Annotated in this window: 20 protein-coding genes; 16 read left to right on the top strand and 4 right to left on the bottom strand. The window is 61.5% G+C overall.

The annotated features are described in order from the left end of the window. Position 1 precedes the first annotated feature (1 nt). On the bottom strand, positions 2-2536 hold the full coding sequence (locus tag M1D51_RS10710; RefSeq protein WP_458109446.1) for a DEAD/DEAH box helicase: 2535 nt from the start codon (positions 2534-2536) through the stop codon (positions 2-4). Between the two features lie 70 nt (positions 2537-2606). Between M1D51_RS10710 and M1D51_RS10705 the strand changes: the two genes are divergently transcribed. From M1D51_RS10705 to M1D51_RS10630, 16 genes are all read left to right on the top strand, one after another. Then, positions 2607-3386, top strand: a complete 780-nt coding sequence (locus M1D51_RS10705) for a trans-aconitate 2-methyltransferase (protein ID WP_458109445.1) — start codon at positions 2607-2609, stop codon at positions 3384-3386. Further along, positions 3383-3580, top strand: a complete 198-nt coding sequence (locus tag M1D51_RS10700) for a hypothetical protein (protein ID WP_458109444.1) — start codon at positions 3383-3385, stop codon at positions 3578-3580. Before M1D51_RS10705 ends, M1D51_RS10700 begins: the two co-directional genes overlap by 4 nt. Then, the gene (locus M1D51_RS10695; protein ID WP_172325314.1) at positions 3577-3957 is read left to right on the top strand and encodes a GntR family transcriptional regulator; all 381 of its coding nucleotides are present in this window, start codon (positions 3577-3579) and stop codon (positions 3955-3957) included. The genes M1D51_RS10700 and M1D51_RS10695 overlap by 4 nt, the downstream gene beginning before the upstream one ends. Positions 3958-4022: 65 nt before the next feature. Continuing rightward, positions 4023-6950, top strand: coding sequence for an excinuclease ABC subunit UvrA (uvrA, locus tag M1D51_RS10690; protein ID WP_458109443.1), 2928 nt, complete (start codon positions 4023-4025; stop codon positions 6948-6950). 68 nt (positions 6951-7018) lie between these two features. Beyond that, a complete protein-coding gene (locus tag M1D51_RS10685) occupies positions 7019-7735 on the top strand; it encodes an HAD hydrolase-like protein (RefSeq protein ID WP_172325878.1) in 717 nt (238 codons plus the stop codon). Then, the gene (locus M1D51_RS10680; RefSeq protein WP_172325879.1) at positions 7722-8390 is read left to right on the top strand and encodes a lysophospholipid acyltransferase family protein; all 669 of its coding nucleotides are present in this window, start codon (positions 7722-7724) and stop codon (positions 8388-8390) included. Before M1D51_RS10685 ends, M1D51_RS10680 begins: the two co-directional genes overlap by 14 nt. A 55-nt stretch (positions 8391-8445) precedes the next feature. Further along, positions 8446-10461, top strand: a complete 2016-nt coding sequence (gene uvrC / locus M1D51_RS10675; protein WP_458109442.1) for an excinuclease ABC subunit UvrC — start codon at positions 8446-8448, stop codon at positions 10459-10461. Between the two features lie 130 nt (positions 10462-10591). Further along, positions 10592-11515 (top strand): RNase adapter RapZ, encoded by a 924-nt coding sequence (rapZ, locus tag M1D51_RS10670; protein ID WP_172325881.1) that lies wholly within the window; start codon positions 10592-10594, stop codon positions 11513-11515. Then, positions 11515-12531 (top strand): gluconeogenesis factor YvcK family protein, encoded by a 1017-nt coding sequence (locus M1D51_RS10665; protein WP_458109441.1) that lies wholly within the window; start codon positions 11515-11517, stop codon positions 12529-12531. Before rapZ ends, M1D51_RS10665 begins: the two co-directional genes overlap by 1 nt. 9 nt (positions 12532-12540) lie before the next feature. Beyond that, complete coding sequence (gene whiA, locus M1D51_RS10660; RefSeq protein WP_018777554.1) at positions 12541-13521, top strand: DNA-binding protein WhiA; 981 nt, start codon at positions 12541-12543, stop codon at positions 13519-13521. A gap of 174 nt (positions 13522-13695) precedes the next feature. Then, on the top strand, positions 13696-14319 hold the full coding sequence (locus tag M1D51_RS10655; protein WP_026540622.1) for a superoxide dismutase: 624 nt from the start codon (positions 13696-13698) through the stop codon (positions 14317-14319). 271 nt (positions 14320-14590) lie between these two features. Next, on the top strand, positions 14591-15601 hold the full coding sequence (gene gap, locus M1D51_RS10650) for a type I glyceraldehyde-3-phosphate dehydrogenase (protein ID WP_089595055.1): 1011 nt from the start codon (positions 14591-14593) through the stop codon (positions 15599-15601). A 9-nt stretch (positions 15602-15610) separates the two neighbouring features. Beyond that, positions 15611-16837: a phosphoglycerate kinase gene (locus tag M1D51_RS10645; protein ID WP_458109440.1), complete on the top strand. Its 1227-nt coding sequence runs from the start codon at positions 15611-15613 to the stop codon at positions 16835-16837. 73 nt (positions 16838-16910) lie between these two features. Beyond that, a complete protein-coding gene (gene tpiA / locus M1D51_RS10640; RefSeq protein WP_458109439.1) occupies positions 16911-17726 on the top strand; it encodes a triose-phosphate isomerase in 816 nt (271 codons plus the stop codon). 36 nt (positions 17727-17762) lie between these two features. Beyond that, positions 17763-18020 (top strand): preprotein translocase subunit SecG, encoded by a 258-nt coding sequence (secG, locus tag M1D51_RS10635; RefSeq protein WP_024821019.1) that lies wholly within the window; start codon positions 17763-17765, stop codon positions 18018-18020. A 161-nt stretch (positions 18021-18181) separates the two neighbouring features. Continuing rightward, positions 18182-18577, top strand: coding sequence for an RNA polymerase-binding protein RbpA (locus tag M1D51_RS10630; RefSeq protein WP_172325260.1), 396 nt, complete (start codon positions 18182-18184; stop codon positions 18575-18577). Here the strand turns inward: M1D51_RS10630 and pgl are convergent. From pgl to zwf, 3 genes are read right to left on the bottom strand one after another with little or no spacing between them, the layout of a single operon-like run. After that, positions 18530-19300: a 6-phosphogluconolactonase gene (pgl, locus tag M1D51_RS10625; protein ID WP_458109438.1), complete on the bottom strand. Its 771-nt coding sequence runs from the start codon at positions 19298-19300 to the stop codon at positions 18530-18532. The genes M1D51_RS10630 and pgl overlap by 48 nt on opposite strands. Positions 19301-19337: 37 nt before the next feature. Then, the gene (locus M1D51_RS10620) at positions 19338-20279 is read right to left on the bottom strand and encodes a glucose-6-phosphate dehydrogenase assembly protein OpcA (RefSeq protein WP_458109437.1); all 942 of its coding nucleotides are present in this window, start codon (positions 20277-20279) and stop codon (positions 19338-19340) included. Then, on the bottom strand, positions 20276-21832 hold the full coding sequence (zwf, locus tag M1D51_RS10615) for a glucose-6-phosphate dehydrogenase (protein ID WP_458109436.1): 1557 nt from the start codon (positions 21830-21832) through the stop codon (positions 20276-20278). Before zwf ends, M1D51_RS10620 begins: the two co-directional genes overlap by 4 nt. Positions 21833-21839 lie beyond the last annotated feature (7 nt).

Below are 21839 nucleotides of genomic sequence, written 5' to 3'. Positions count from 1 at the left end.
CCTAAAGCCTGTTGACGTCAGTCACCCGGACCACAGCTGTACCCGTTTCGTCAGATGCGGCCAAGTCCACTTCGGCAGAGATGCCCCAGTCATGGTTGCGCGCCGGATCGTCGAAGATCTGCCGGACCTTCCAGGTGCCGGGTTCTTCGGTGATGATGAGCAGTCCAGGTCCACGGGCGTCCGGGCCGGTGCCGATGTCATCGTGTTCGTCGAAGTAGTCGTCCAGAATTTCTTCCCAACGCTCCGCATCCCAACCCGCGTCAGCGTCGAGTTCGCCCAAGGCAGCAGAATCCTCATCAGCGAAAAGTTCAACCCGGCGGAACATCTCATTGCGGACCATGACGCGGAAAGCGCGAATGTTCGATGTCAGGAGGGGCGGCGGTGGCGGGGGAGCGTCGTGCGGCGTGGGTGCAAGGCCGGAGGTGAGCTCTTCCCACTCGTCCAGCAGGCTGGAATCAACCTGGCGGACCAGTTCGCCCAGCCAGGCAATCAGATCTTCGAGGTCCTCGCGAAGCAGATCCTGGGGAACAGTCTGCCGGAGTGCCCGGAACCCGTCGGCCAGGTAGCGCAGGACGATGCCTTCCGAGCGGGCCAGCCCATAGAACTGCACAAATTCACCGAAGTTCATGGCGCGCTCGTACATGTCCCGGATGATCGATTTAGGCGCCAGCTCAAAGTCGCCCACCCACGGGGCGGCCTTGCGGTAGACCTCAAAGGCCTCACCGAGGATCTCGGCCAACGGCATGGGATACGTAACTTCGTCCAGCATGGCCATGCGTTGGTCATACTCGATGCCGTCCGCCTTCATGGCAGCAACTGCCTCGCCCCGCGCTTTCTTCTGCTGCGCCGAAAGAATCTGGCGGGGTTTCTCCAAGGTGGACTCAATCACCGAAACCACGTCCAGGGCGTACGACGGCGACTCAGGATCGAGCAGCTCCAAGGCGGCCAATGCGAAGGGGGAGAGCGGCTGGTTCAGGGCGAAGTTTGCCTGCAGGTGCACCGTCAGGCGAACGGAACGCCCTTCGGCTTCCTGTTCGTCCTCAGGGATTCGTTCAACCACGCCTGCGGCCAGCAGTTCACGATAGATCCCCAGGGCCTTCTTCATGAGCTTGAGCTGCGCCGGACGGTTCTCGTGATTCTCGCTGAGCAAACGCCTGGTTGCCTGGAACGGGTCACCCGGACGTTCCATGAGGTTTAGGAGCATTGCGTGCGTGACGGTAAAACTGGATGTCAAGGGCTCGGGGACCGATTCCACCAGCCGCTTGAACGTGGGCTCGCCCCATGAGACGAAGCCCTCCGGCGGCTTCTTCTTGACCACTTGGCGCAACTTCTTCTGGTCATCGCCGAACTTGGCTGTGGCCTTCGCCATGGCCTTGGTGTTTTCCACTACGTGCTCGGGGGCTTGTACTACCACCGTTCCGGCAGTGTCGTACCCTGCGCGGCCGGCACGGCCGGCAATTTGGTGGAACTCACGTGAGTTAAGGGACCTGGTGCGAACGCCGTCGTACTTGCTCAAAGCAGTCAGCAGCACCGTTCGAATAGGCACATTGATGCCCACGCCCAAGGTGTCTGTTCCGCAGATGACTTTCAACAGCCCCGCCTGGGCCAGTTGCTCCACCAAGCGGCGGTACTTGGGGAGCATGCCGGCATGGTGCACACCGATTCCGTGGCGGACAAGTCTGTTGAGGGTCTTGCCGAAGCCTGCGGCGAACCGGAAACCAGCAATGAGCTCAGCAATCCGGTCCTTTTCGGCACGGCTGCACATGTTGATGCTCATGAGGTTCTGGGCCCGCTCAATAGCTTCGGCCTGGCTGAAGTGGACCACGTACACGGGCACCTGCTTGGTGGACAGCAGTTCTTCCAGGCTCTCGTGGACCGGAGTCAGGTGATAGTAGTAGTGCAAGGGAATGGGACGTTCTGCGGAACTGACCGTGGTGGTGGACCGTCCGGTCAGCTCAGTCAGTCCGGTTTCGAAGCGCGTGACGTCGCCCAAGGTGGCGGACATCAGCAGGAACTGCGCCTGGGGAAGTTCCAGGAGCGGAACTTGCCACGCCCAACCGCGCTGGGGATCGGAGTAGAAGTGGAACTCGTCCATGATCACCGAGCCAAGCTCCGCCGTCGAGCCTTCACGCAGGGCAATGTTTGCGAGGATTTCAGCGGTGCAGCAGATGATGGGGGCGTCTTGGTTGACACCGGAATCACCGGTGATCATCCCCACGTTTTCAGCACCGAAGATGTCACAGAGTGCGAAGAACTTTTCTGATACCAGGGCCTTGATCGGGGCGGTGTAATAGCTTCGCTGGCCGCGTGCCATGGCTTCGAAATGCGCTGCGATGGCCACCAGCGATTTTCCTGAGCCCGTAGGGGTGGCCAGGATGACGTTGGCGCCGGAGGCGAGCTCCATGATCGCTTCGTCCTGCGCGGGGTATAGCTGCAGGCCGCGGCTCTCGGTCCACTCCACGAACCGTGTGTAGATTTCGTCCGGGTCCAGGGGACCGGTGGCGGTGGAACCGGGAAGCTGCTCAAGAAGTTTCATTGGTTTCCAGCTTAGTGCCCGGAAGGTTTAGGCTCGGCGCAGCAGAGGTGTCAGATGCGAGGAGGCTTTGATGAAGTGGGATCCTTCCAAATATGTAGAGTTTGGAAACCATCGGGACCGCCCGTTCCACGACCTCGTCGCGAGGGTCCAGGCGAACGCACCCCTGAAGGTGGTGGACTTGGGCTGCGGCCCGGGGAACCTGACGGCGACGCTCGCCGAACGCTGGCCGGACGCCCATGTTGCAGGCATTGATTCTTCGGAGGAGATGCTCCTCAAAGCCCGTGCCTTCTCGCAGCAGTTCCTTCACTTGGAATTCACATCCGGCGACATCGCGGACTGGCTCCCCGACGCCGACACCGATGTGGTGGTCAGTAATGCAGCCCTCCAGTGGGTCCCCGGCCACTTGGACATGCTGGCCGGCTGGCTGCGGGCCCTCAAGCCGGGGGCTTGGTTAGCCCTGCAGGTTCCAGGAAATTTCACTTCGCCATCCCACACGCTGATGCGGGAACTGGCCGAGTCGCCCCGGTGGCAGGCCCGGCTCGGCGGCGTGCTCCGGCACGACGACGCCGTGGGCAGCCCGGCGGACTACTTGGAAATAATGCTCGACGCCGGATGCTCGGCTGACGCTTGGGAGACCACCTACCAACAGGTACTGAAGGGCAGCGATCCGGTCCTGCAGTGGGTCCGCGGCACCGGCCTCCGTCCTGTGCTGGCGGCGCTCTCCCCGGAAGAAGCCGCCGACTTCGAATCGGAATATGCACAGATGCTGCGCACGGCTTATCCCGCCACCAGCCACGGAACCGTCTTCCCTTTCCGGCGCATCTTTGCTGTGGCCAGGAAGAACACATGAAGCCGAAGGGTTCCCTTTCAAGGATGGCAACGGTCCTGCTGCCGCGTGACCTGTTTGGTCATGGCGTACGTCATGCCATGATCCACCGCTTGTCCCGTGCCGTCGTCGCTGGTCTAATTCTCGGCATGGACCAAGGACGCTTCGAACACCAGATGCCCCGCCTCATTCCGGCACGCGGGCGGAGCTCCTCATGACTCCCTCAGGCGATTTCCCCGGCAATTGGCGCCCCAACACCACCAGTGCCGTCGCCCTGTTTGAACAGCTGCGATTGCGGATCATCGAACTCGCTGACTCGGGAGTCCTGGCAGTGGGCGCGAAACTACCGCCCGTGCGCAATCTGGCCGGGGTGCTGGATGTGGCCCCACACACGGTAGCCCGGGCCTATAAAGAGCTGGAGGCTGCGGGCGTCGTGGCAACCCGGGGCCGGAATGGCACCGTGGTCTGCGCAAGGGACGATCGCTGGGGCGCGCTGGCCGAGGTAGCGGGACAATACGCTGCCGCCGCCAAGGCCCAGGGTGCTTCTTTTGCCGAGGCAGTCCAACTGCTTGCCGCTGCTTATGACGCGGATTGATACCGATCAGTAGCATGTGAGGCACGACATGGAAATTCGAAGAAGTTTTCGATTAGCATTGGTGAGTGCCCAAAGCCTTAGCTGAAGATACCGCCATCGAATCTCCGAACAGTGTTCCCGTTGTTCCTGATACCAAGCCCGCGAGGCCTGACCTTTCGCGGCTTGTGGTCAAGGGTGCCCGGGAACATAACCTGCGCAACGTGGATCTGGACCTCCCCCGTGACGCCATGATCGTCTTCACCGGGCTGTCCGGCTCCGGTAAGTCGTCCCTGGCGTTCGACACCATCTTTGCCGAAGGGCAGCGGCGTTACGTCGAATCGCTCTCTGCCTACGCGCGGCAGTTCCTGGGCCAGGTGGACAAGCCTGATGTCGACTTCATCGAGGGCTTGTCGCCCGCGGTCTCCATCGACCAGAAGTCCACCAGCAAGAACCCGCGCTCCACGGTGGGCACCATCACCGAGATCTATGACTACATGCGGTTGCTCTGGGCCCGCGTGGGCCGCCCGCACTGCCCGGTCTGTGGTGAACCCATTGCACGCCAGACGCCGCAGCAGATCGTGGACCAGCTTCTGGAACTCGAGTCGGGCACACGCTTCCAGGTACTTGCCCCGGTGGTCCGTGGGCGTAAAGGTGAATTTGTCGATCTTTTCAAGGAGCTGACCGCCAAGGGCTATTCCCGTGCCCGTGTTGACGGCAATCTCGTTCAACTGAGCGATCCCCCCAAGCTTGGCAAGCAGTTCAAGCACACCATTGAAGTTGTGGTTGACCGCCTGGTGGTCAAGGAAGAGATCAGCCAGCGGCTCACGGATTCCGTGGAAACCGCACTGGGGTTGGCTGAGGGCCGCGTCCTTGTTGAGTTCGTGGACCTCGACGCCGAAGATCCAGGCCGTATCCGCGCTTTTTCCGAGAACCTGGCCTGCCCCAACGAGCACCCCTTGGCGATCGATGAGATAGAGCCCCGTTCCTTCTCCTTCAACAATCCCTTTGGCGCGTGCTCGGCCTGCAGCGGCATCGGAACCAAGCTCGAAGTGGACGAGGAACTCATCGTCCCGAATCCTGAGTTGTCGCTGGGAGAGGGCGCCATTGCCCCTTGGTCCCTTGGCACGGCAACCACCGAGTACTGGAACCGACTCCTCGAAGGCTTGGCTGACGAACTCGGTTTCTCCATGAAGACCCCTTGGGAAAAGCTCCCCAAGGAAGTCCGGAACACTGTCTTGCACGGCAAGGACCACAAGGTTGTTGTTCAGTACAAGAACCGCTTCGGTCGTGAGCGCAAGTACAGTACGGGCTTTGAAGGTGCCATTCAGTACGTCCACCGCAAGCACGGTGAAACCGATTCCGATTGGGCGCGTGACCGCTACGAGGAATACATGCGGCAGATTCCGTGCCCTGAGTGCAACGGTGCGCGACTCAACCCGGCGTCTCTGTCCGTGCTCATTAACGGCAAGTCGATCGCCGCAGTGGCTGCCTTGCCGATGCGCGAATGTGCTGAATTCCTTGGCAGCCTGACCCTCACCAACAGGGAAGCACAGATCGCCAACCAGGTACTGAAGGAGATCCAGGCCCGTCTGACCTTCCTCCTGGACGTCGGGTTGGAGTACCTCAACCTCGAGCGTCCTTCTGGAACCCTTTCCGGCGGCGAAGCCCAGCGTATCCGGTTGGCCACCCAGATCGGATCCGGCCTGGTGGGTGTCTTGTATGTCCTTGACGAGCCGTCAATCGGCCTGCACCAGCGGGATAACCGGCGGCTTATCGAGACCCTCACCCGCCTCCGTGACCTCGGCAACACACTCATTGTGGTGGAGCACGACGAAGACACCATCCACGAGGCCGACTGGGTGGTGGACATTGGACCGGGCGCCGGAGAACACGGCGGCCAGGTGGTGCACTCCGGAACCTACAAGGAGTTGTTGGAAAACACGGATTCCCTGACAGGTGACTACCTGTCAGGACGCCGGAAGATCGAGGTTCCCACCAAGCGCCGTAAGTACGACAAAAAGCGTGAGCTCAAAGTTGTTGGTGCCCGTGAGAACAACCTCAACAATGTTGATGCCACGTTCCCGCTGGGACTCTTTACTGCCGTGACCGGCGTCAGTGGTTCCGGTAAGTCCACATTGGTCAACGAGATCCTGTACAAGGTCCTTGCCAACAAGCTCAACGGTGCCAAGCAGGTGGCGGGACGGCACCGGACGGTGGCCGGCCTGGAGCACCTGGACAAGGTGGTCCACGTCGATCAAAGCCCCATCGGCCGGACGCCCCGTTCCAACCCCGCAACGTATACCGGTGTGTTCGACAACATCCGCAAGCTTTTCGCCGAGACCACCGAAGCCAAGGTTCGCGGCTATCAGCCGGGACGGTTCTCCTTCAACGTCAAGGGCGGGCGCTGCGAGGCCTGTTCAGGCGACGGTACTTTGAAGATCGAGATGAACTTCCTGCCGGATGTCTACGTTCCCTGCGAGGTTTGCCACGGTGCCAGGTATAACCGGGAAACCCTTGAGGTCCATTACAAGGGCAAGACCATTGCCGATGTCCTCAATATGCCCATCGAGGAAGGCGCGGAGTTCTTTGCTGCCTTCACTCCGATCGCACGCCACCTGAACACCCTGGTGGATGTGGGCCTGGGCTACGTCAGGCTGGGTCAGCCGGCTACTACGCTGTCGGGCGGCGAGGCCCAGCGCGTGAAGCTTGCTGCGGAGCTCCAGAAGCGCTCCAACGGGCGCAGCATCTATGTCCTGGACGAACCCACCACGGGTTTGCACTTCGAGGACATCCGGAAGCTGCTCATGGTGCTTCAGGGCTTGGTGGATAAAGGCAACACGGTCATCACGATCGAGCACAACCTGGACGTCATCAAGTCTGCGGACTGGATTGTGGACCTAGGCCCCAACGGCGGTTCCGGTGGCGGAAAGATCGTGGCCACCGGTACACCGGAACAAGTGGCAAAATCAACCGACAGCCACACGGCCACCTTCCTGGCTGAAATTCTCGGTTAGCCACTGGAAGTATTCCGGTAGCGGCATGCGAGTTTCAGGCATGCCGCTACTCGTGAGAAACTAACCCGGTGACTCAAACAACGGTGCCCGTAATATTCGATCTGGACGGCACCCTTGTCGATCCTGCCGGCGGTATCACGGGAGGAATCTCGGCGGCCCTCCGTGAAATGAACCTTCCCGTTCCGGAGCAGGCCGTACTGAATTCCATGGTGGGTCCCAAACTCAGCGACTCCCTGCTGCATTTGGCCAATGTTCCCGAGTCGTTGGTCAACGAAACCATTGACCGTTACAGGCGTCATTACAAGGAAACCGGCATTGGACAGAGCAAGCTCTACCCGGGAATCTTCGAGCTCCTGGAGTACTTTGCTGAATCCGGCCGGCCCGTGGCAGTTGCTACTCAGAAGCCGCAGTCCATTGCGCGGCTCGTCCTGGAACACCACAAAATTACTGACTTCTTCGTCTCCATCCGTGGGGCAGCGGATAACGAGTCATTGGAAGCCAACACGGCTTCCGGCAAGGTGGCGATTGTTGGCGCCGCCTTGGCTGACCTGCATTCGCAGCCGGCCGTGATGGTGGGCGACAGGCACCAGGACGTTGCCGGAGCCATGGCAAACGGCTTGGATTGCATTGGCGTGGCCTGGGGGTTCGCTCCGGACGGTGAACTCGAGGAAGCCGGTGCGGTGGCAGTGGTGCAAACCGCAGCTGAGTTGCGGACCAAAATTGAAGAACTTGACGCTGTCCGTGCGGCAGCCCTGAGCGAGGTACAAAACGATGGCAGTCTTTGATGCGATCCGGTGGACTACCCGTGGACTGATTTCCTCCACGTGCCGGCCTACTGTCATTGGGTTGGAAAACGTTCCCAAAGAGGGGCCCTTCATTGTGGCTCCAAACCACCTTTCCTTCCTTGACAGTGTGATCGTCCAGGCCCTCATGCCGCGTCCTGTGGCTTTCTTTGCCAAGGCCGAGTACTTCACCACCAAGGGCGTCAAAGGCGCCGTCATGAAATCCTTCTTCGAGGCCGTGGGTTCCATTCCGGTGGAACGCGGAGAGCAGGCGGCCAGCGTGCAGGCACTCAAGACCTTGCTGGACATTCTTGAGTCAGGCAAGGGCATTGGTATTTATCCTGAGGGCACCAGGTCCCGTGACGGCATCCTTTACCGGGGACGGACTGGAGTGGGATGGCTGGCCCTGACCACGGGCGCACCCGTGATTCCCGTAGGGCTGATTGGAACCGAAAAGCTGCAGCCGGCTGATAAGAACGCAGTGCGGCCCCAGCACTTCATCATGAAGGTGGGGGAGCCCCTCTATTTTGAGAAGACCGGACCGGACCACTCGCTTCCGGCACGGCGTGAAGTGACCGACAAAATCATGGACGCCATTGCCCTGCTCAGCGGCCAGGAACGTTCTGCAAGCTACAACCAAAGCAAGTCCGTGGACTAGCCGCCGCCTCTTTGAAGTGGCATTGGGCGTCGTTCCGGTTCACTAGACTGGAAACGTGGCAGATCCAGCAAGTTACCGGCCCCGGACGGGTGAAATTCCTACCACTCCGGGCGTCTATCGTTTCCGCGACCCCCATGGCCGCGTCATCTATGTGGGCAAGGCAAAGAACCTCAGGTCAAGGCTCAATTCCTACTTTGCCAACCCGGCCGGGCTCCTTCCCAAGACCCATGCCATGGTCCATGCGGCCAGCAGTGTCGAATGGACCGTGGTAGGCAGCGAGCTGGAATCACTGCAGCTGGAATACACCTGGATCAAGGAATTCAAGCCCCGCTTCAATGTCGTCTTCCGGGACGACAAAACCTATCCCTACCTCGCCGTCACCATGGGGGAGAAGTACCCCCGCGTGCAGGTCATGCGCGGCGAGCGGAGGAAGGGCACCAGATACTTCGGCCCTTATACCGCCGGCGCCATCCGGGAAACGATGGATACCCTGCTACGGGTTTTTCCAGTCCGCAGCTGCAGTGCAGGTGTTTTCAAACGCGCCGAATCCAGCGGGCGTCCCTGCCTGCTGGGCTATATCGATAAGTGCTCCGCACCTTGTGTGGGCCGCGTGACTCCCGAGGAACACCGAAACCTCGCGGAGGATTTCTGTTCCTTCATGGGCGGCGAAGCCAAACGTTTCATTGGCCGCTTGGAAAAGGACATGGCAGCAGCCGTTGCCGAACTGGACTACGAGAAGGCTGCCGGGCTCAGGGATGACATCATTGCGCTGCGCAAGGTCTTTGAGCGCAATGCCGTGGTTCTTGCCGAAGATACCGACGCTGATGTCTTCGCGCTCCATGATGACGAACTGGAAGCCTCCGTGCAGGTCTTCCATGTCCGTGGCGGCCGGGTCCGGGGTCAGCGCGGATGGGTTGTGGAGAAGGTCGAAGATGCCACAACCCCTGAACTGATTGAACACCTTCTGCAACAGGTCTACGGCGAGGACAGCGAGGTCCAAGGCCGTATTCCCCGCGAAGTCCTGGTGCCGGAAACGCCCAGCAACCATGCCGAACTTACTGAGTGGCTTGGCGGGCTGCGTGGCGCCAAAGTGGACATCCGCGTACCCCGGCGCGGAGACAAAGCCGCCCTGATGTCCACGGTACGGGAGAATGCGGAGCAGGCCCTCAAGCTGCACAAGACCCGCAGGGCCGGTGACATTACCGTCCGTTCCGTGGCCCTTCAGGAATTACAGGAAGCCTTGGATATCCCGGTTCCCTTGCTGCGGATCGAGTGCTTCGATATCTCCCACGTGCAGGGCACCAACGTGGTGGCCTCCATGGTGGTGGTGGAGGACGGCCTGCCCAAGAAGGCCGACTACCGGAAGTTCTCCATTACGGGTGCTGCTGCAGCTGACGACACCGCGGCCATGCATGACGTCCTGACCCGGAGGTTCAAGCATTACCTGACGGACAAGGCTGCCCAGGTCCCCGTGGTCTCCGGCGAAATCGTCAACCCTACGCGTGCGGGGGCCAAGAGCGGGACTGATGCGCCGCCGTCGGACCCCACCATGCCCGCCCCCAAAGCCAAGTTCGCTTATCCGCCCAACCTGGTGGTGGTGGACGGTGGACAGCCGCAGGTCAATGCCGCCAAGAGGGCGTTGGCGGAACTGGGTATCGACGACGTCTATCTGGTGGGCCTTGCCAAGCGGTTGGAGGAAGTCTGGCTGCCCGATAGCGACTTCCCGGTCATCCTCCCCAGGACATCACAGGGGCTTTACCTGCTTCAACGGATCCGTGATGAAGCCCACCGCTTCGCCATCACCTTCCATCGGCAGAAACGCGGGAAGGCCATGACTGTATCCGTCCTTGACGGGGTGCCGGGCCTGGGCGAAGCCAAGCGCAAGGCCTTGGTGGCGCACTTCGGATCGCTGAAAAAGATCAAAGCGGCCTCCGTTGAAGAGCTCACCTCGGCCAAGGGCATCGGGCCCGCACTGGCAGCTGCCGTGGTTCAACACCTGGGTTCCGCAGAAGACCCTTCCGGCGCAGTCCCGGCAATCAATATGACCACCGGCGAAATCCTTGAATCTTAGCTAGGGTTAGAACCTGGCCGATGGCCGCACCAGCGGTCACCGGCGCTTGAGCATGTTCGGGCGTGCGGTCACCTCTATGGTGCGCGTCGCAGGCTGTAAGCACCATTTCCGACGAAACGGGGAACAATTCATGGATGAGGCAACGGCAGGGTCCGGAACGGAGCAGGACGGCCTCACGCCCGTCAAGCCACCGGAGGCGGAACTGCTGGTAGTTACCGGGATGTCCGGGGCAGGCCGCAGTACGGCCTCTGATGCCCTGGAAGACCATGGCTGGTATGTGGTGGACAACCTCCCGCCGCAAATGCTGGGAACCCTGGCCGAAATTGTCTCGCATGCTCCCAAATCCATTCCCAAGCTGGCGGTGGTGGTGGATGTCCGCAGCAAGGACCTGTTTACCGACATCCAGACGGCGCTGGGCGCGCTCAGCGCCAGCGGCATCACCTTCCGGGTACTGTTCCTGGATGCCAATGACGAGGTCCTGGTCCGACGTTTCGAGCAAGGACGCCGTCCCCACCCTCTTCAAGGCGGTGGTCGGATCCTGGACGGCATCGGGATCGAGCGGGAAGTCCTGCGGGAACTGCGCGAGCATGCAGACGTCGTGTTGGACACATCGGACTTCAACGTCCATGGCCTCGCTACAGCCATCACCGAATTATTCAGCGACACCGGCCCGGTAACCTTGCGGCTGAACGTCATGAGCTTTGGATTCAAGTACGGGCTCCCCGTGGATGCCAACTTCGTAGCCGACGCCCGCTTCATTCCCAATCCGCATTGGGTTCCCAAGCTACGGCCTCACACAGGCTTGGATGAGGACGTCAGCAACTACGTGCTCGCTGCCGACGGCGTGCATGAGTTCGTGGACAGATACGTCCGGGCCTTGGAGCCTGTCCTGGACGGCTATCGCCAGGAGAACAAGCACTACGCCACGTTGGCTGTGGGTTGCACCGGTGGCAAGCATCGTTCAGTGGCAGTCGCGGTGGAACTTTCCAAGCGTTTGGCACAGTATCCACGTGTCACCGTCACCACCACCCACCGCGATCTGGGCCGCGAGTAGTGGGCGTCCTTACCGGCCCGCTGCCCCTGATTCCACCCAAAGGCGTCCCCGGCAGCCAGCAGAAGAAAAGTCCATCGGTGGTTGCCTTGGGAGGCGGTCATGGACTGGCTGCCTCCCTGTCCGCCCTTCGCTTGCTCACCTCGGAGCTGACGGCAATCGTCACGGTAGCCGACGACGGCGGCTCGTCGGGGCGGCTCCGCGAAGAGTACGGAGTCCTTCCGCCCGGTGACCTGCGGATGGCGCTCAGCGCCCTGTGTGATGACACCGACTGGGGCCGGACCTGGCGGGATGTCATGCAGCACCGGTTCAACGCCGGTACCGCCAAGGGTGGCTCGCTGGACCACCACGCCATGGGCAACCTGCTGATTGTGACGCTGTGGGAACTCTTGGGAGATACGGTTGCCGGCCTGAAATGGGCCGGTGCGCTGCTGGGAGCAAGGGGCCAGGTTCTTCCCATGTCCAGTGTGCCCCTCACCATTGAGGGCCAGGCCCACGTTGACCTTCCGGGGGGCGGCCAGGAGCTGCAGACCGTTCGCGGACAGGCCCGGTGTGCTGTTGCCGGAAAGCTTGAAGAGGTCAGGTTGTTGCCCGAAGACGCCCCGGCCTGCACCGAAGCCTTGACGGCCATCGAGTTGGCGGACTGGGTCATTCTGGGGCCCGGATCCTGGTACACCTCGGTGCTGCCGCACATGCTTCTGCCCGAGCTGCGCCAGGCGCTTGGGGACACTGCTGCAAAGCGCTGCCTCACCATGAACCTTGACGTGGAAACCAAAGAAACTTCTGGCATGACGGCGGCGGACCATCTGGATGTCCTGCGCCGCTACGCCCCTGAGTTCAGCGTCGATGTAGTCCTTGCCGATCCTGCTGCAATCCAGGATCTCAAGGCCTTTGAGAAGGCCGCGGGGATGATCGGGGCCGAAGTGGTGTTGGGTAGAGTAGGGGCGTCGAGGCGCCGCCCCGTCCATGATCCATTGCTGCTGGCAGCGGCGTACCACGATATTTTCGGGAACAGTTAGGAATACGCGATGGCACTTACTGCGTCGGTCAAGGACGAACTGTCCCGGCTGGACATCAAGAAATCTTCGGTCCGCAAGGCGGAGGTTTCGGCAATGCTGCGCTTCGCAGGCGGCTTGCATATCATTTCGGGCCGGATCGTCATTGAGGCCGAAGTCGATCTTGCCTCAACGGCCCGCCGGCTCCGTGCCGCAATAGCGGAGGTCTACGGCCACCAGAGCGAAATCATTGTCGTCTCCGGAGGAGGCCTGCGCCGGGGGAGCCGCTACGTTGTCCGCGTAGTCCGCGACGGTGAGGCCCTCGCCCGCCAGACCGGCCTGTTGGACGGACGCGGACGACCGGTCCGCGGACTGCCCTCTGTGGTTGTCAACGGCTCGGCTGCAGACGCAGAGGCAGTATGGCGGGGAGCCTTCCTTGCCCACGGGTCACTGACTGAACCGGGGCGTTCTTCCTCCCTGGAAGTCACCTGCCCCGGACCTGAATCAGCACTGGCACTCGTGGGAGCTGCCCGGCGTCTCGGCATCCAGGCCAAGGCCCGCGAGGTCCGTGGCGTGGACCGCGTGGTCATCCGCGATGGCGACACCATTGCAGCCCTCCTGACCCGGATGGGCGCACATGATGCCCTGATGGTCTGGGAGGAGCGTCGAATGCGCAAGGAAGTCCGGGCCACGGCCAACAGGCTGGCGAACTTTGACGACGCCAACCTGAGGCGTTCGGCCCAGGCTGCCGTTGCGGCCGGTGCCAGGGTTGACCGCGCCTTGGAGATACTGGGCGACGACGTTCCGGATCACCTTAAGTACGCCGGCGAGCTTCGTGTTGCCCACAAGCAGGCCAGCTTGGACGAACTGGGTCGCCTGGCCGATCCGCCCATGACCAAGGACGCCATCGCGGGCCGCATCCGCCGTCTCCTTGCCATGGCCGATAAGCGCGCACTAGACCTCGGCATCCCGGGCACCGAGGCAAATGTGACTCCGGAAATGATGGACGAGTAGTCCGCACCCATAGAATCGAAAATGCGTGGAGGAAATACTGCGAGGCCACCCCGGGTTGTTCCCGGTGGAGGCAAGAGCAAGCTTCTTCGCCAAGGATTTCCGGCCGGCCCGCTGGCCGGATGACATAACGAGAGTTACCAACCCGGACGTCAGTCCATTACATTGGAGGATTTCGTGACAGAGTACGTTCTGCCCGAGCTCGGCTACGACTATGCAGCACTCGAGCCGCACATTTCGGCAAAGATCATGGAGCTGCACCACAGCAAGCACCATGCGGCTTACGTTGCAGGCGCCAACAATGCGCTCTCCCAGCTGGCCGATGCCCGCGAGAAGGGCGACTACGCCAACATCAACCGTCTCTCCAAGGACCTCGCGTTCCACACCGGCGGACACATCAACCACTCCGTCTTCTGGAACAACATCTCCCCGGACGGCGGCGACAAGCCCGAAGGTGAGCTCGCGGCTGCCATCGACGACGCTTTCGGTTCCTTCGATGCCTTCCGTGCTCAGTTCAGCGCTGCCGCACTCGGCCTGCAGGGTTCCGGCTGGGCCTTCCTGGCCTACGAGCCCATCGGTGGAAACCTGCTCATCGAGCAGCTTTACGACCAGCAGGGCAACGTCGCAGTAGGCACCACGCCGCTGCTGATGCTGGACATGTGGGAGCACGCCTTCTACCTGGACTACGTCAACGTCAAGGCTGACTACGTGAAGGCCTTCTGGAACATCGCCAACTGGGCGGACGTCGCCAAGCGCTTCGAAGCCGCACGCACCAACGCTACGGGCCTCATCGTCCTCTAGTTGGTGAGCCCCGGTTCACGCCGATGTAACAAAAGTCACTTTTAGCGTGAATTGGGGCCAAATGCTGGAAAGCCTGCCTCCGCAGTTGCGGGGGCAGGCTTAGTTAAACGTAAGATGGATCACGGAAGGCGGTTAGCCTTCAGCAACGTGGCTGGTCGCCCTCCGATCTGATAATCACCTCTGCCCAAAGACGTGCGGGGTCTGTTAGTTGGAAATTATTAATCCGACTCACTAGGCGTGCTTGCAAGAGCACCAAGGAGATTGACACATAGTGACCACCCGTATTGGTATCAACGGCTTCGGCCGCATCGGCCGTAACTACTTCCGCGCAGCACTGGCCCAGGGCGCAGACCTTGAGATCGTGGCAGTCAACGATCTCACCAGTCCCGAGACCCTCGCCCACCTCCTGAAGTATGACTCCGTCGGTGGACGCCTCGCCCAGACCGTGGAAGTTGTCGATGGAAACCTGGTAGTCGACGGCAAGTCCATCAAGGTCCTCGCCGAGCGCGATCCCGCCAACCTTCCCTGGGGCGAGTTGGGCGTTGACATCGTCATCGAGTCCACCGGTTTCTTCACCAAGGCTGCAGCCGCGCAGAAGCACATTGACGCCGGTGCCAAGAAGGTCCTGATCTCGGCGCCTGCCAGCGACGAAGACATCACCATCGTCATGGGTGTCAACCACGAGCTTTACGACCCCGCAGCGCACAACATCATCTCCAACGCATCCTGCACCACCAACTGCCTCGGCCCGCTGGCCAAGGTAGTGAACGACGCCTTCGGCATCGAGCGTGGCCTCATGACCACGGTCCACGCCTACACGGCGGACCAGAACCTGCAGGACGGCCCCCACGGTGATCTCCGCCGTGCCCGTGCTGCCGCGATCAACATGGTTCCCACGTCAACAGGTGCGGCCAAGGCAATCGGCCTGGTGCTCCCGGAGCTCAAGGGCAAGCTGGATGGCTACGCCATCCGCGTTCCGGTTCCCACCGGTTCAGCGACGGACCTCACGGTAACCGTCTCCCGCGAAGTAACGGTCGAAGAAGTCAACGCAGCCGTCAAGGCCGCCGCTGAGTCCGAGCAGTTCGCCGGCATCCTCAGCTACACCGATGCTCCCATCGTGTCCTCGGACATCGTTGGGGACCCTGCGTCGTCGATCTTCGACTCCGGCCTCACCAAGGTCATTGGCAACCAGGTCAAGGTTGTTTCCTGGTATGACAACGAGTGGGGTTACTCCAACCGCCTCGTTGACCTCACGGAGCTCGTCGCATCCAAGCTGGGCTAGGGTAGACACATGACATCTCACACCCTCAACGAACTCATCGCTGAAGGTGTCCGCGGGCGGTACATTCTGGTCAGAAGTGACCTGAATGTGCCGCTCGACGGCTCTACAGTGACCGACGACGGCCGCATCAAGGCTTCGCTTCCGGTCCTCAAGAAGCTCTCGGACGCCGGTGCCCGTGTGCTCGTTACGGCCCACCTGGGACGCCCCAAGGGCGCTCCTGAAGACAAGTACTCCCTGAAGCCCGCTGCGGCCCGATTGGCGGAGCTCGCCGACTTCCCGGTGCAGCTTGCAGCAGACACGGTAGGAGCCTCCGCCAAGGAGCTCTCAGCCGGCCTCCAGGATGGTGACGTCCTCATCCTGGAGAACGTCCGCTTTGATGCCCGGGAAACGAGCAAGGACGACGCCGAGCGCGGCGCCTTCGCCGATGAGCTGGTTGCCCTGACGGGAAGCAACGGGGCATTCGTGGACGACGCCTTTGGTGCGGTTCACCGCAAGCATGCCAGTGTCTACGATGTAGCCACCCGGTTGCCGTCATACCTGGGCGATCTTGTGCATACGGAGGTCGAAGTCCTTCGGAAGCTCACCACTGACACGCAGCGGCCTTACGTCGTGGTTCTTGGCGGGTCCAAGGTGTCGGACAAGCTGGCTGTGATCGAGAACCTCCTGGGCAAGGCCGATACCATCTTGGTTGGCGGCGGCATGCTTTTCACCTTCCTGGCCGCTGCAGGCCATAAGGTTGCCGGAAGCCTCCTCGAGGAAGACCAGATCCCGGTTGTGCAGGACTACCTCCAGCGCGCCTCTGCTGCCGGCACCTCGTTCGTGATCCCCACCGATGTGGTGGTGGCCAGCCGCTTTGCAGCTGATGCCGAACACGAGGTCGTCAAGGCGGACGCCATTGAGGACAGTGCTTTCGGTGCGTCGGGCATAGGCCTGGACATTGGACCCGAGTCTGCTTCCGCGTTCGCGGCACAGATCGAAGGGGCAAAGACCGTCTTCTGGAACGGCCCCATGGGTGTCTTCGAATTTGAAGCCTTCTCCAGTGGCACCCGGGCCATCGCCCAAGCGCTGACCGATACGGTTGCCTTCACTGTGGTGGGTGGCGGCGACTCCGCGGCTGCCGTTCGGACCCTTGGGTTCGAGGACTCACAGTTTGGACATATTTCAACCGGTGGCGGCGCAAGCCTGGAATACCTTGAAGGCAAGGACCTTCCCGGTCTGAGCGTCCTGGACCGCTAAGTACTACCCGGCCGGCAGGACGCCATGCGTCCTGCCGGCCGTTCCATATTTCTACGCATTCTTTGGAGTTCATGTGACTACCTCTGCCAACGGCAACTTTGTCCGTAAGCCCTTCATCGCCGGCAACTGGAAGATGAACATGGACCATGTCCAGGGCATCACCTTGCTGCAGAAACTTGCCTGGACATTGTCCGACGCCAAGCACGACTACAACCGCGTCGAGGTGGCTGTCTTCCCGCCGTTCACAGATCTCCGAGGCGTCCAAACGCTGGTGCAGGGTGACGACCTCGATGTTGTCTACGGTGGCCAGGACCTCTCCCAGTTTGACTCCGGAGCGTACACAGGTGACATCTCCGGCCAGTTCCTTAGCAAGTTGGGCTGTGCTTACGTCTTGGTGGGGCACAGTGAGCGCCGCACCATCCACAACGAGTCCGACGACGTCCTCAACGCCAAGGTCAAGGCCGGTTTCCGCCACGGAGTCACCCCGGTTCTTTGTGTCGGCGAAGGCCTCGAGGTCCGTCAGGCAGGAACGCACGTGGAGCACACTCTTGCCCAACTGCGCGCCGGCGTGGAGGGACTCACCGCGGAGCAGGCTGCCGAGCTCGTGGTTGCCTATGAGCCCGTCTGGGCCATCGGTACAGGTGAAGTTGCCGGTCCTGAGGATGCACAGGAAATGTGCGCAGCCATCCGGACCGAGCTCGCCGAGCTCTTCGATGAGACCGTAGCGGCTAAGACCCGGCTTCTTTATGGCGGCTCCGTCAAGGCCAACAATGCCGCCGCCATTATGGCTGAAAATGATGTGGATGGATTGCTTGTGGGTGGCGCAAGCCTGGACCCCGCTGAGTTTGCTAACATTGTCAGGTTCGAGAGCCACCTCGTCACGGACTAGTCCGGCTCCCGTTTTCCGCTTCTTCGAAAGGCCGTCGTGGACGTTCTTCAAGTCATTCTGCAGATCCTGCTGGGAATCACCAGCCTTCTGCTGACGCTGCTCATCCTCCTGCACAAGGGACGTGGCGGCGGTTTGTCCGACATGTTCGGTGGCGGAATGAGCTCCGGATTGAGTTCGTCCGGTGTAGCCGAGCGTAACCTGAACCGCTTCACCATCATTCTGGGTATCACGTGGGGTGCTGTCATCATCGGCCTTGGCCTGATCATGAGATTTACCTCGGGTGGCGACTCCTAGTCGTTTCCTAAAAAGGGAGGCTCCTTGTTGGGGGCCTCCCTTTTTCTTTTCCATTGCGTCCATCACTAGTGCCGTCGTCGTAACCCCGCATTAGACTGGGCCTGTTGGCCATAACGGCCAGGGCCGTGAGGGCCGACCACCGAGTCGCTAGGGGTTCGAAAATGGTTCATGGCACGCCTGGATATCGGGGCACCCGCGTTGGAGTAGCCCAAGGGTCACCTCCAAGGAACCACAGCGACCACAGTGACGGTGTTCAACTGCCGCGCATTCGCGTCCCCTACTGGTGCGCCAAGGGACACCAAACACAGCTTGTCTTCCTCAAACTCCCGGACGACCAGATTCCCAAGAATTGGGATTGCCCCAAATGCGGCCTTCCTTCTTCACGCGATCCCGGCCTTCCCGCGCCGCCCAGGCCAGAGGATGAGCTTTACAAATCGCACCTGGATTACGTTAAAGAAAGACGCTCCAGCCAGGACGCGGAAATTGTCCTGGCTGGAGCGTTGGAGCGGTTACGCGCCCGCAGGGTCCTTCCGGACCAGCTGCTGGGGGACGCGTGAGGCCGCATTCTCGTCAATAAGCCACAGAGTCCGGGAACGGCCCACAGGACCCGCGGCCGGTACCTGCACCGGGTTGGCACCTGCCAAGGCCAGTCCCACGGCTCCCGCCTTGTCCTCGCCGGCAACAACCATCCAAATCTCTTGGGCGGTGTTGATAGCCGGCAACGTCAAAGAAATACGCGACGACGGCGGTTTGGGTGAGTTTTCGACCCCCACCACAGTGCGCTTCTTCTCACGAATTCCGGCCTGCTCGGGAAAGAGCGAGGCCACGTGGGCGTCAGGGCCGACACCAAGAAGCAGGACGTCGAAGCGCGGGAGGATGCCCGCCTCTTCTAAACGTTCATCAGACATGTCGGCTGCATGTTCCGCCTCGGCTGCTGCTTTAAGTTCTTCTGCATACGCGGCGGCGGCGTCCTCAGCAGTGGCGAACTGATCAGTTGAACCTGGCTCGTGGATCCTGGAGGCATCCACGTCCAAGTGCGCCAAGAGGGCCTGGTGTGCTTGACGGGTGTTCCTGTCCTCGCTGTCCGCAGCGACGAAGCGTTCGTCACCCCACCAGAAGTTAACCTTGGACCAGTCGACCGCCGGGGCTGCAGCCGAGTCAGCCACCGCCTTCAGCGTTCCGATGCCGACGGTACCGCCGGTCAGGACCACCGTAGCCTCACCATGTTTGTCCTGGACATCCACGAGCTTGGTAATCAGGCGGGCCGCAATGGCGGCCATCAACACCTTGGAGTCGGGATGGATGCTAACTCTGGGCTCAGCGTGCACTGGTCTGGACTCTCCTCTGGCTGGTAAGTGGAAGTCCCATCGTAATCACTTCTCCGAAGACTTCGTCGGGGTCGAGTCGTCGTAGTTCTTCGGCGAGGCAATCCTTCAGGCTGCGCCGGGGGAGGGTGATACGCTGCGCCGGCTGGCCGGGCTGCGTCAGTTCGGCCACGGAAAGGCCCGGACGGAAGAGCTGGACGTCAGCGCTTGCCCGGGTGAGGCGGACGCGGCGGATACCGGTCCCTGCAGGGTCCGCCACGATGGTGACAGGCGCCTCCAGCGCGAGGCTGAGCCAAGCTGCCAGAAGCAGCGTGCTGGGGGAGTCGGACGCTCCTTCAACGGCAACGGCGGAGACCGGGTCACTGTCTACCTGATCGAAGACGGCGGCGAGTTGCATGCGCCAGTTGGTAAGGCGTGTCCATGCGAGGTCTGTGTCGCCGGCCTTGTAGGTCGCCCGGATGTTTTCCAGCGCAAGGCGTGGATCGGGTTCGTTGGCCGAGTCGGTGATCCGGCGGTGCGCGATCCGGCCAATGGACGTCTCACAAGCGCTCTCCGGGGCTCCGTGCGGCCACCAGGCCACGATCGGCGCGTCCGGCAGCAAGAGGGCGGCCACCAGCGATTCGCTCTCGTGAGCCATATGTCCGTGCCCGCGCAGGACGATGACCTCGGAGGCGCCGGCGTCGCCACCGACTCGGATCTGGGCGTCCAGGCGATCCGGTCCCTCCACTCCCGCGTCAGCCAGGACGATGATCCGGCAGGGGTGTTCCCGGCTGGCTTCGTTGGCTGCCTCGATGGCATCTTCTTCCTGCCCGGACTTGGTCACCACCACCAACGTCAAAACGCGACCCAAAGCGATCACGCCGCCTTGCTCGCGCAGCGACATGATCTTTTTGGAGATCTTGGAGGTGGTGGTATCGGGAAGATCTACGATCATGGCCTTCTCCAGGTTCGTCCGTCGCGGGCCAGCAGGGCATCGGCCGAGGCCGGTCCCCAACTGCCGGGTGCGTAGGGTTGCGGTTGTTCATCGAGCCCGGACCAGTATTCCTCGAACGGGTCCAGGATCTTCCAGGACAATTCCACTTCCTGGTGCCGCGGGAAGAGCGGCGGCTCGCCCAGGAGCACGTCCAGGATCAGTCGCTCGTAAGCCTCGGGGCTGGACTCGGTGAAGGAGTGTCCGTAGCCGAAGTCCATGGTGACATCGCGGACTTCCATCTGGGTGCCCGGAACCTTGGAACCAAACCGGATGGTGGCGCCCTCATCAGGCTGGACACGGATGACCACGGCGTTCTGGCCGAAGTCGTCCTCACCGTGGTCCCGGAACAACAGATTGGGTGCGCGCTTGAACACCACGGCAATTTCGGTAACGCGGCGGCCTAGTCTCTTTCCTGCACGCAGGTAGAACGGAACACCGTTCCAACGGCGGGTGTTGATGTCAACCCGGATCGCAGCAAAGGTCTCGGTCTTGGAGTCGGCAGGGATGCCATCCTCATCAAGGTACCCGAGGACTTCCTCGCCGCCCTGCCAACCGCCGGTGAACTGACCACGCGCCGAGTGGGTGGACAGGTCTTCGGGCAGCTTGACCGCAGCAAGGACCTTTTCTTTCTCGGCCCGAAGGTCATCGGCATTGAAGGAAATGGGTTCCTCCATGGCCGTCAACGCCAGCAACTGCAGCAAGTGGTTCTGAATGACGTCACGGGCAGCGCCCACGCCGTCGTAGTAGCCTGCACGCCCCCCGGTGCCAATGTCCTCGGCCATGGTGATCTGAACGTGATCCACATAGTTGGCGTTCCAGAGGGGTTCAAACAACTGGTTCGCGAAACGCAACGCCAGGATGTTCTGCACCGTCTCCTTACCCAGGTAATGGTCGATCCTGAACACTGCATCAGCCGGGAACACCGATTCGACGATGTCATTGAGCTGACGGGCGGACTCGAGGTCGTGCCCGAACGGCTTTTCAATGACCACCCGGCGCCACTGGCCCGTCTTCGCCTGAGCGAGACCGTGCTTGGACAGTTGTCGGCAGACCTGTTCGAACGCCTTGGGCGGGATGGAGAGGTAGAAGCCATGGTTGCCCCGGGTACCGCGGGTTTCATCCAGCTCATCAAGGACGTCGCCGAGACGCTCGAAGGCGTCGTCGTCGTCGAACTCGCCCTGAACAAAGCGGATACCGGAAGCAAGCTGCTCCCACACCGCTTCGTCGAACTTGGTCCGGGCGTGGGCCTTGACGTTTTCCTTCACTTCAGCCGCAAAATCAGCGTTGTCCCAGTCGCGTCGGCCGAAGCCAACCAGAGCGAAGCTGGGAGGCAACAGGCCACGGTTGGCGAGGTCATAGACCGCCGGCATGAGCTTCTTGCGGGCGAGATCGCCGGTGACTCCGAAGAACACCAACGACGACGGCCCGGCGATGCGGTTCAGGCGCCGGTCCCGAGGATCCCGCAAGGGGTTCCGGAGACCGGCGTTCTTCCTGCCGTTTTCAGTTTCTGGCATGTTTGGT

The sequence above is a fragment of the Arthrobacter sp. R3-55 genome (assembly GCF_054161505.1).
The sequence above is the reverse complement of the archived record's forward strand: the minus strand, read 5'-3'. Positions and strand labels throughout refer to the sequence as shown.

Excerpts from the sequence above, each read along its gene's own strand:
- M1D51_RS10680 (WP_172325879.1), top strand. The coding sequence starts at position 7,722 with ATGGCAGTCTTTGATGCGATCCGGTGGACTACCCGTGGACTGATTTCC.
- M1D51_RS10705 (WP_458109445.1), top strand. The coding sequence starts at position 2,607 with ATGAAGTGGGATCCTTCCAAATATGTAGAGTTTGGAAACCATCGGGAC.
- M1D51_RS10645 (WP_458109440.1), top strand. The coding sequence starts at position 15,611 with ATGACATCTCACACCCTCAACGAACTCATCGCTGAAGGTGTCCGCGGG.
- zwf (WP_458109436.1), bottom strand. The coding sequence starts at position 21,832 with ATGCCAGAAACTGAAAACGGCAGGAAGAACGCCGGTCTCCGGAACCCC.
- M1D51_RS10695 (WP_172325314.1), top strand. The coding sequence starts at position 3,577 with ATGACTCCCTCAGGCGATTTCCCCGGCAATTGGCGCCCCAACACCACC.
- pgl (WP_458109438.1), bottom strand. The coding sequence starts at position 19,300 with ATGGCCGCCATTGCGGCCCGCCTGATTACCAAGCTCGTGGATGTCCAG.
- M1D51_RS10620 (WP_458109437.1), bottom strand. The coding sequence starts at position 20,279 with ATGATCGTAGATCTTCCCGATACCACCACCTCCAAGATCTCCAAAAAG.
- M1D51_RS10710 (WP_458109446.1), bottom strand. The coding sequence starts at position 2,536 with ATGAAACTTCTTGAGCAGCTTCCCGGTTCCACCGCCACCGGTCCCCTG.
- M1D51_RS10630 (WP_172325260.1), top strand. The coding sequence starts at position 18,182 with ATGGTTCATGGCACGCCTGGATATCGGGGCACCCGCGTTGGAGTAGCC.
- whiA (WP_018777554.1), top strand. The coding sequence starts at position 12,541 with ATGGCACTTACTGCGTCGGTCAAGGACGAACTGTCCCGGCTGGACATC.
- M1D51_RS10700 (WP_458109444.1), top strand. The coding sequence starts at position 3,383 with ATGAAGCCGAAGGGTTCCCTTTCAAGGATGGCAACGGTCCTGCTGCCG.
- rapZ (WP_172325881.1), top strand. The coding sequence starts at position 10,592 with ATGGATGAGGCAACGGCAGGGTCCGGAACGGAGCAGGACGGCCTCACG.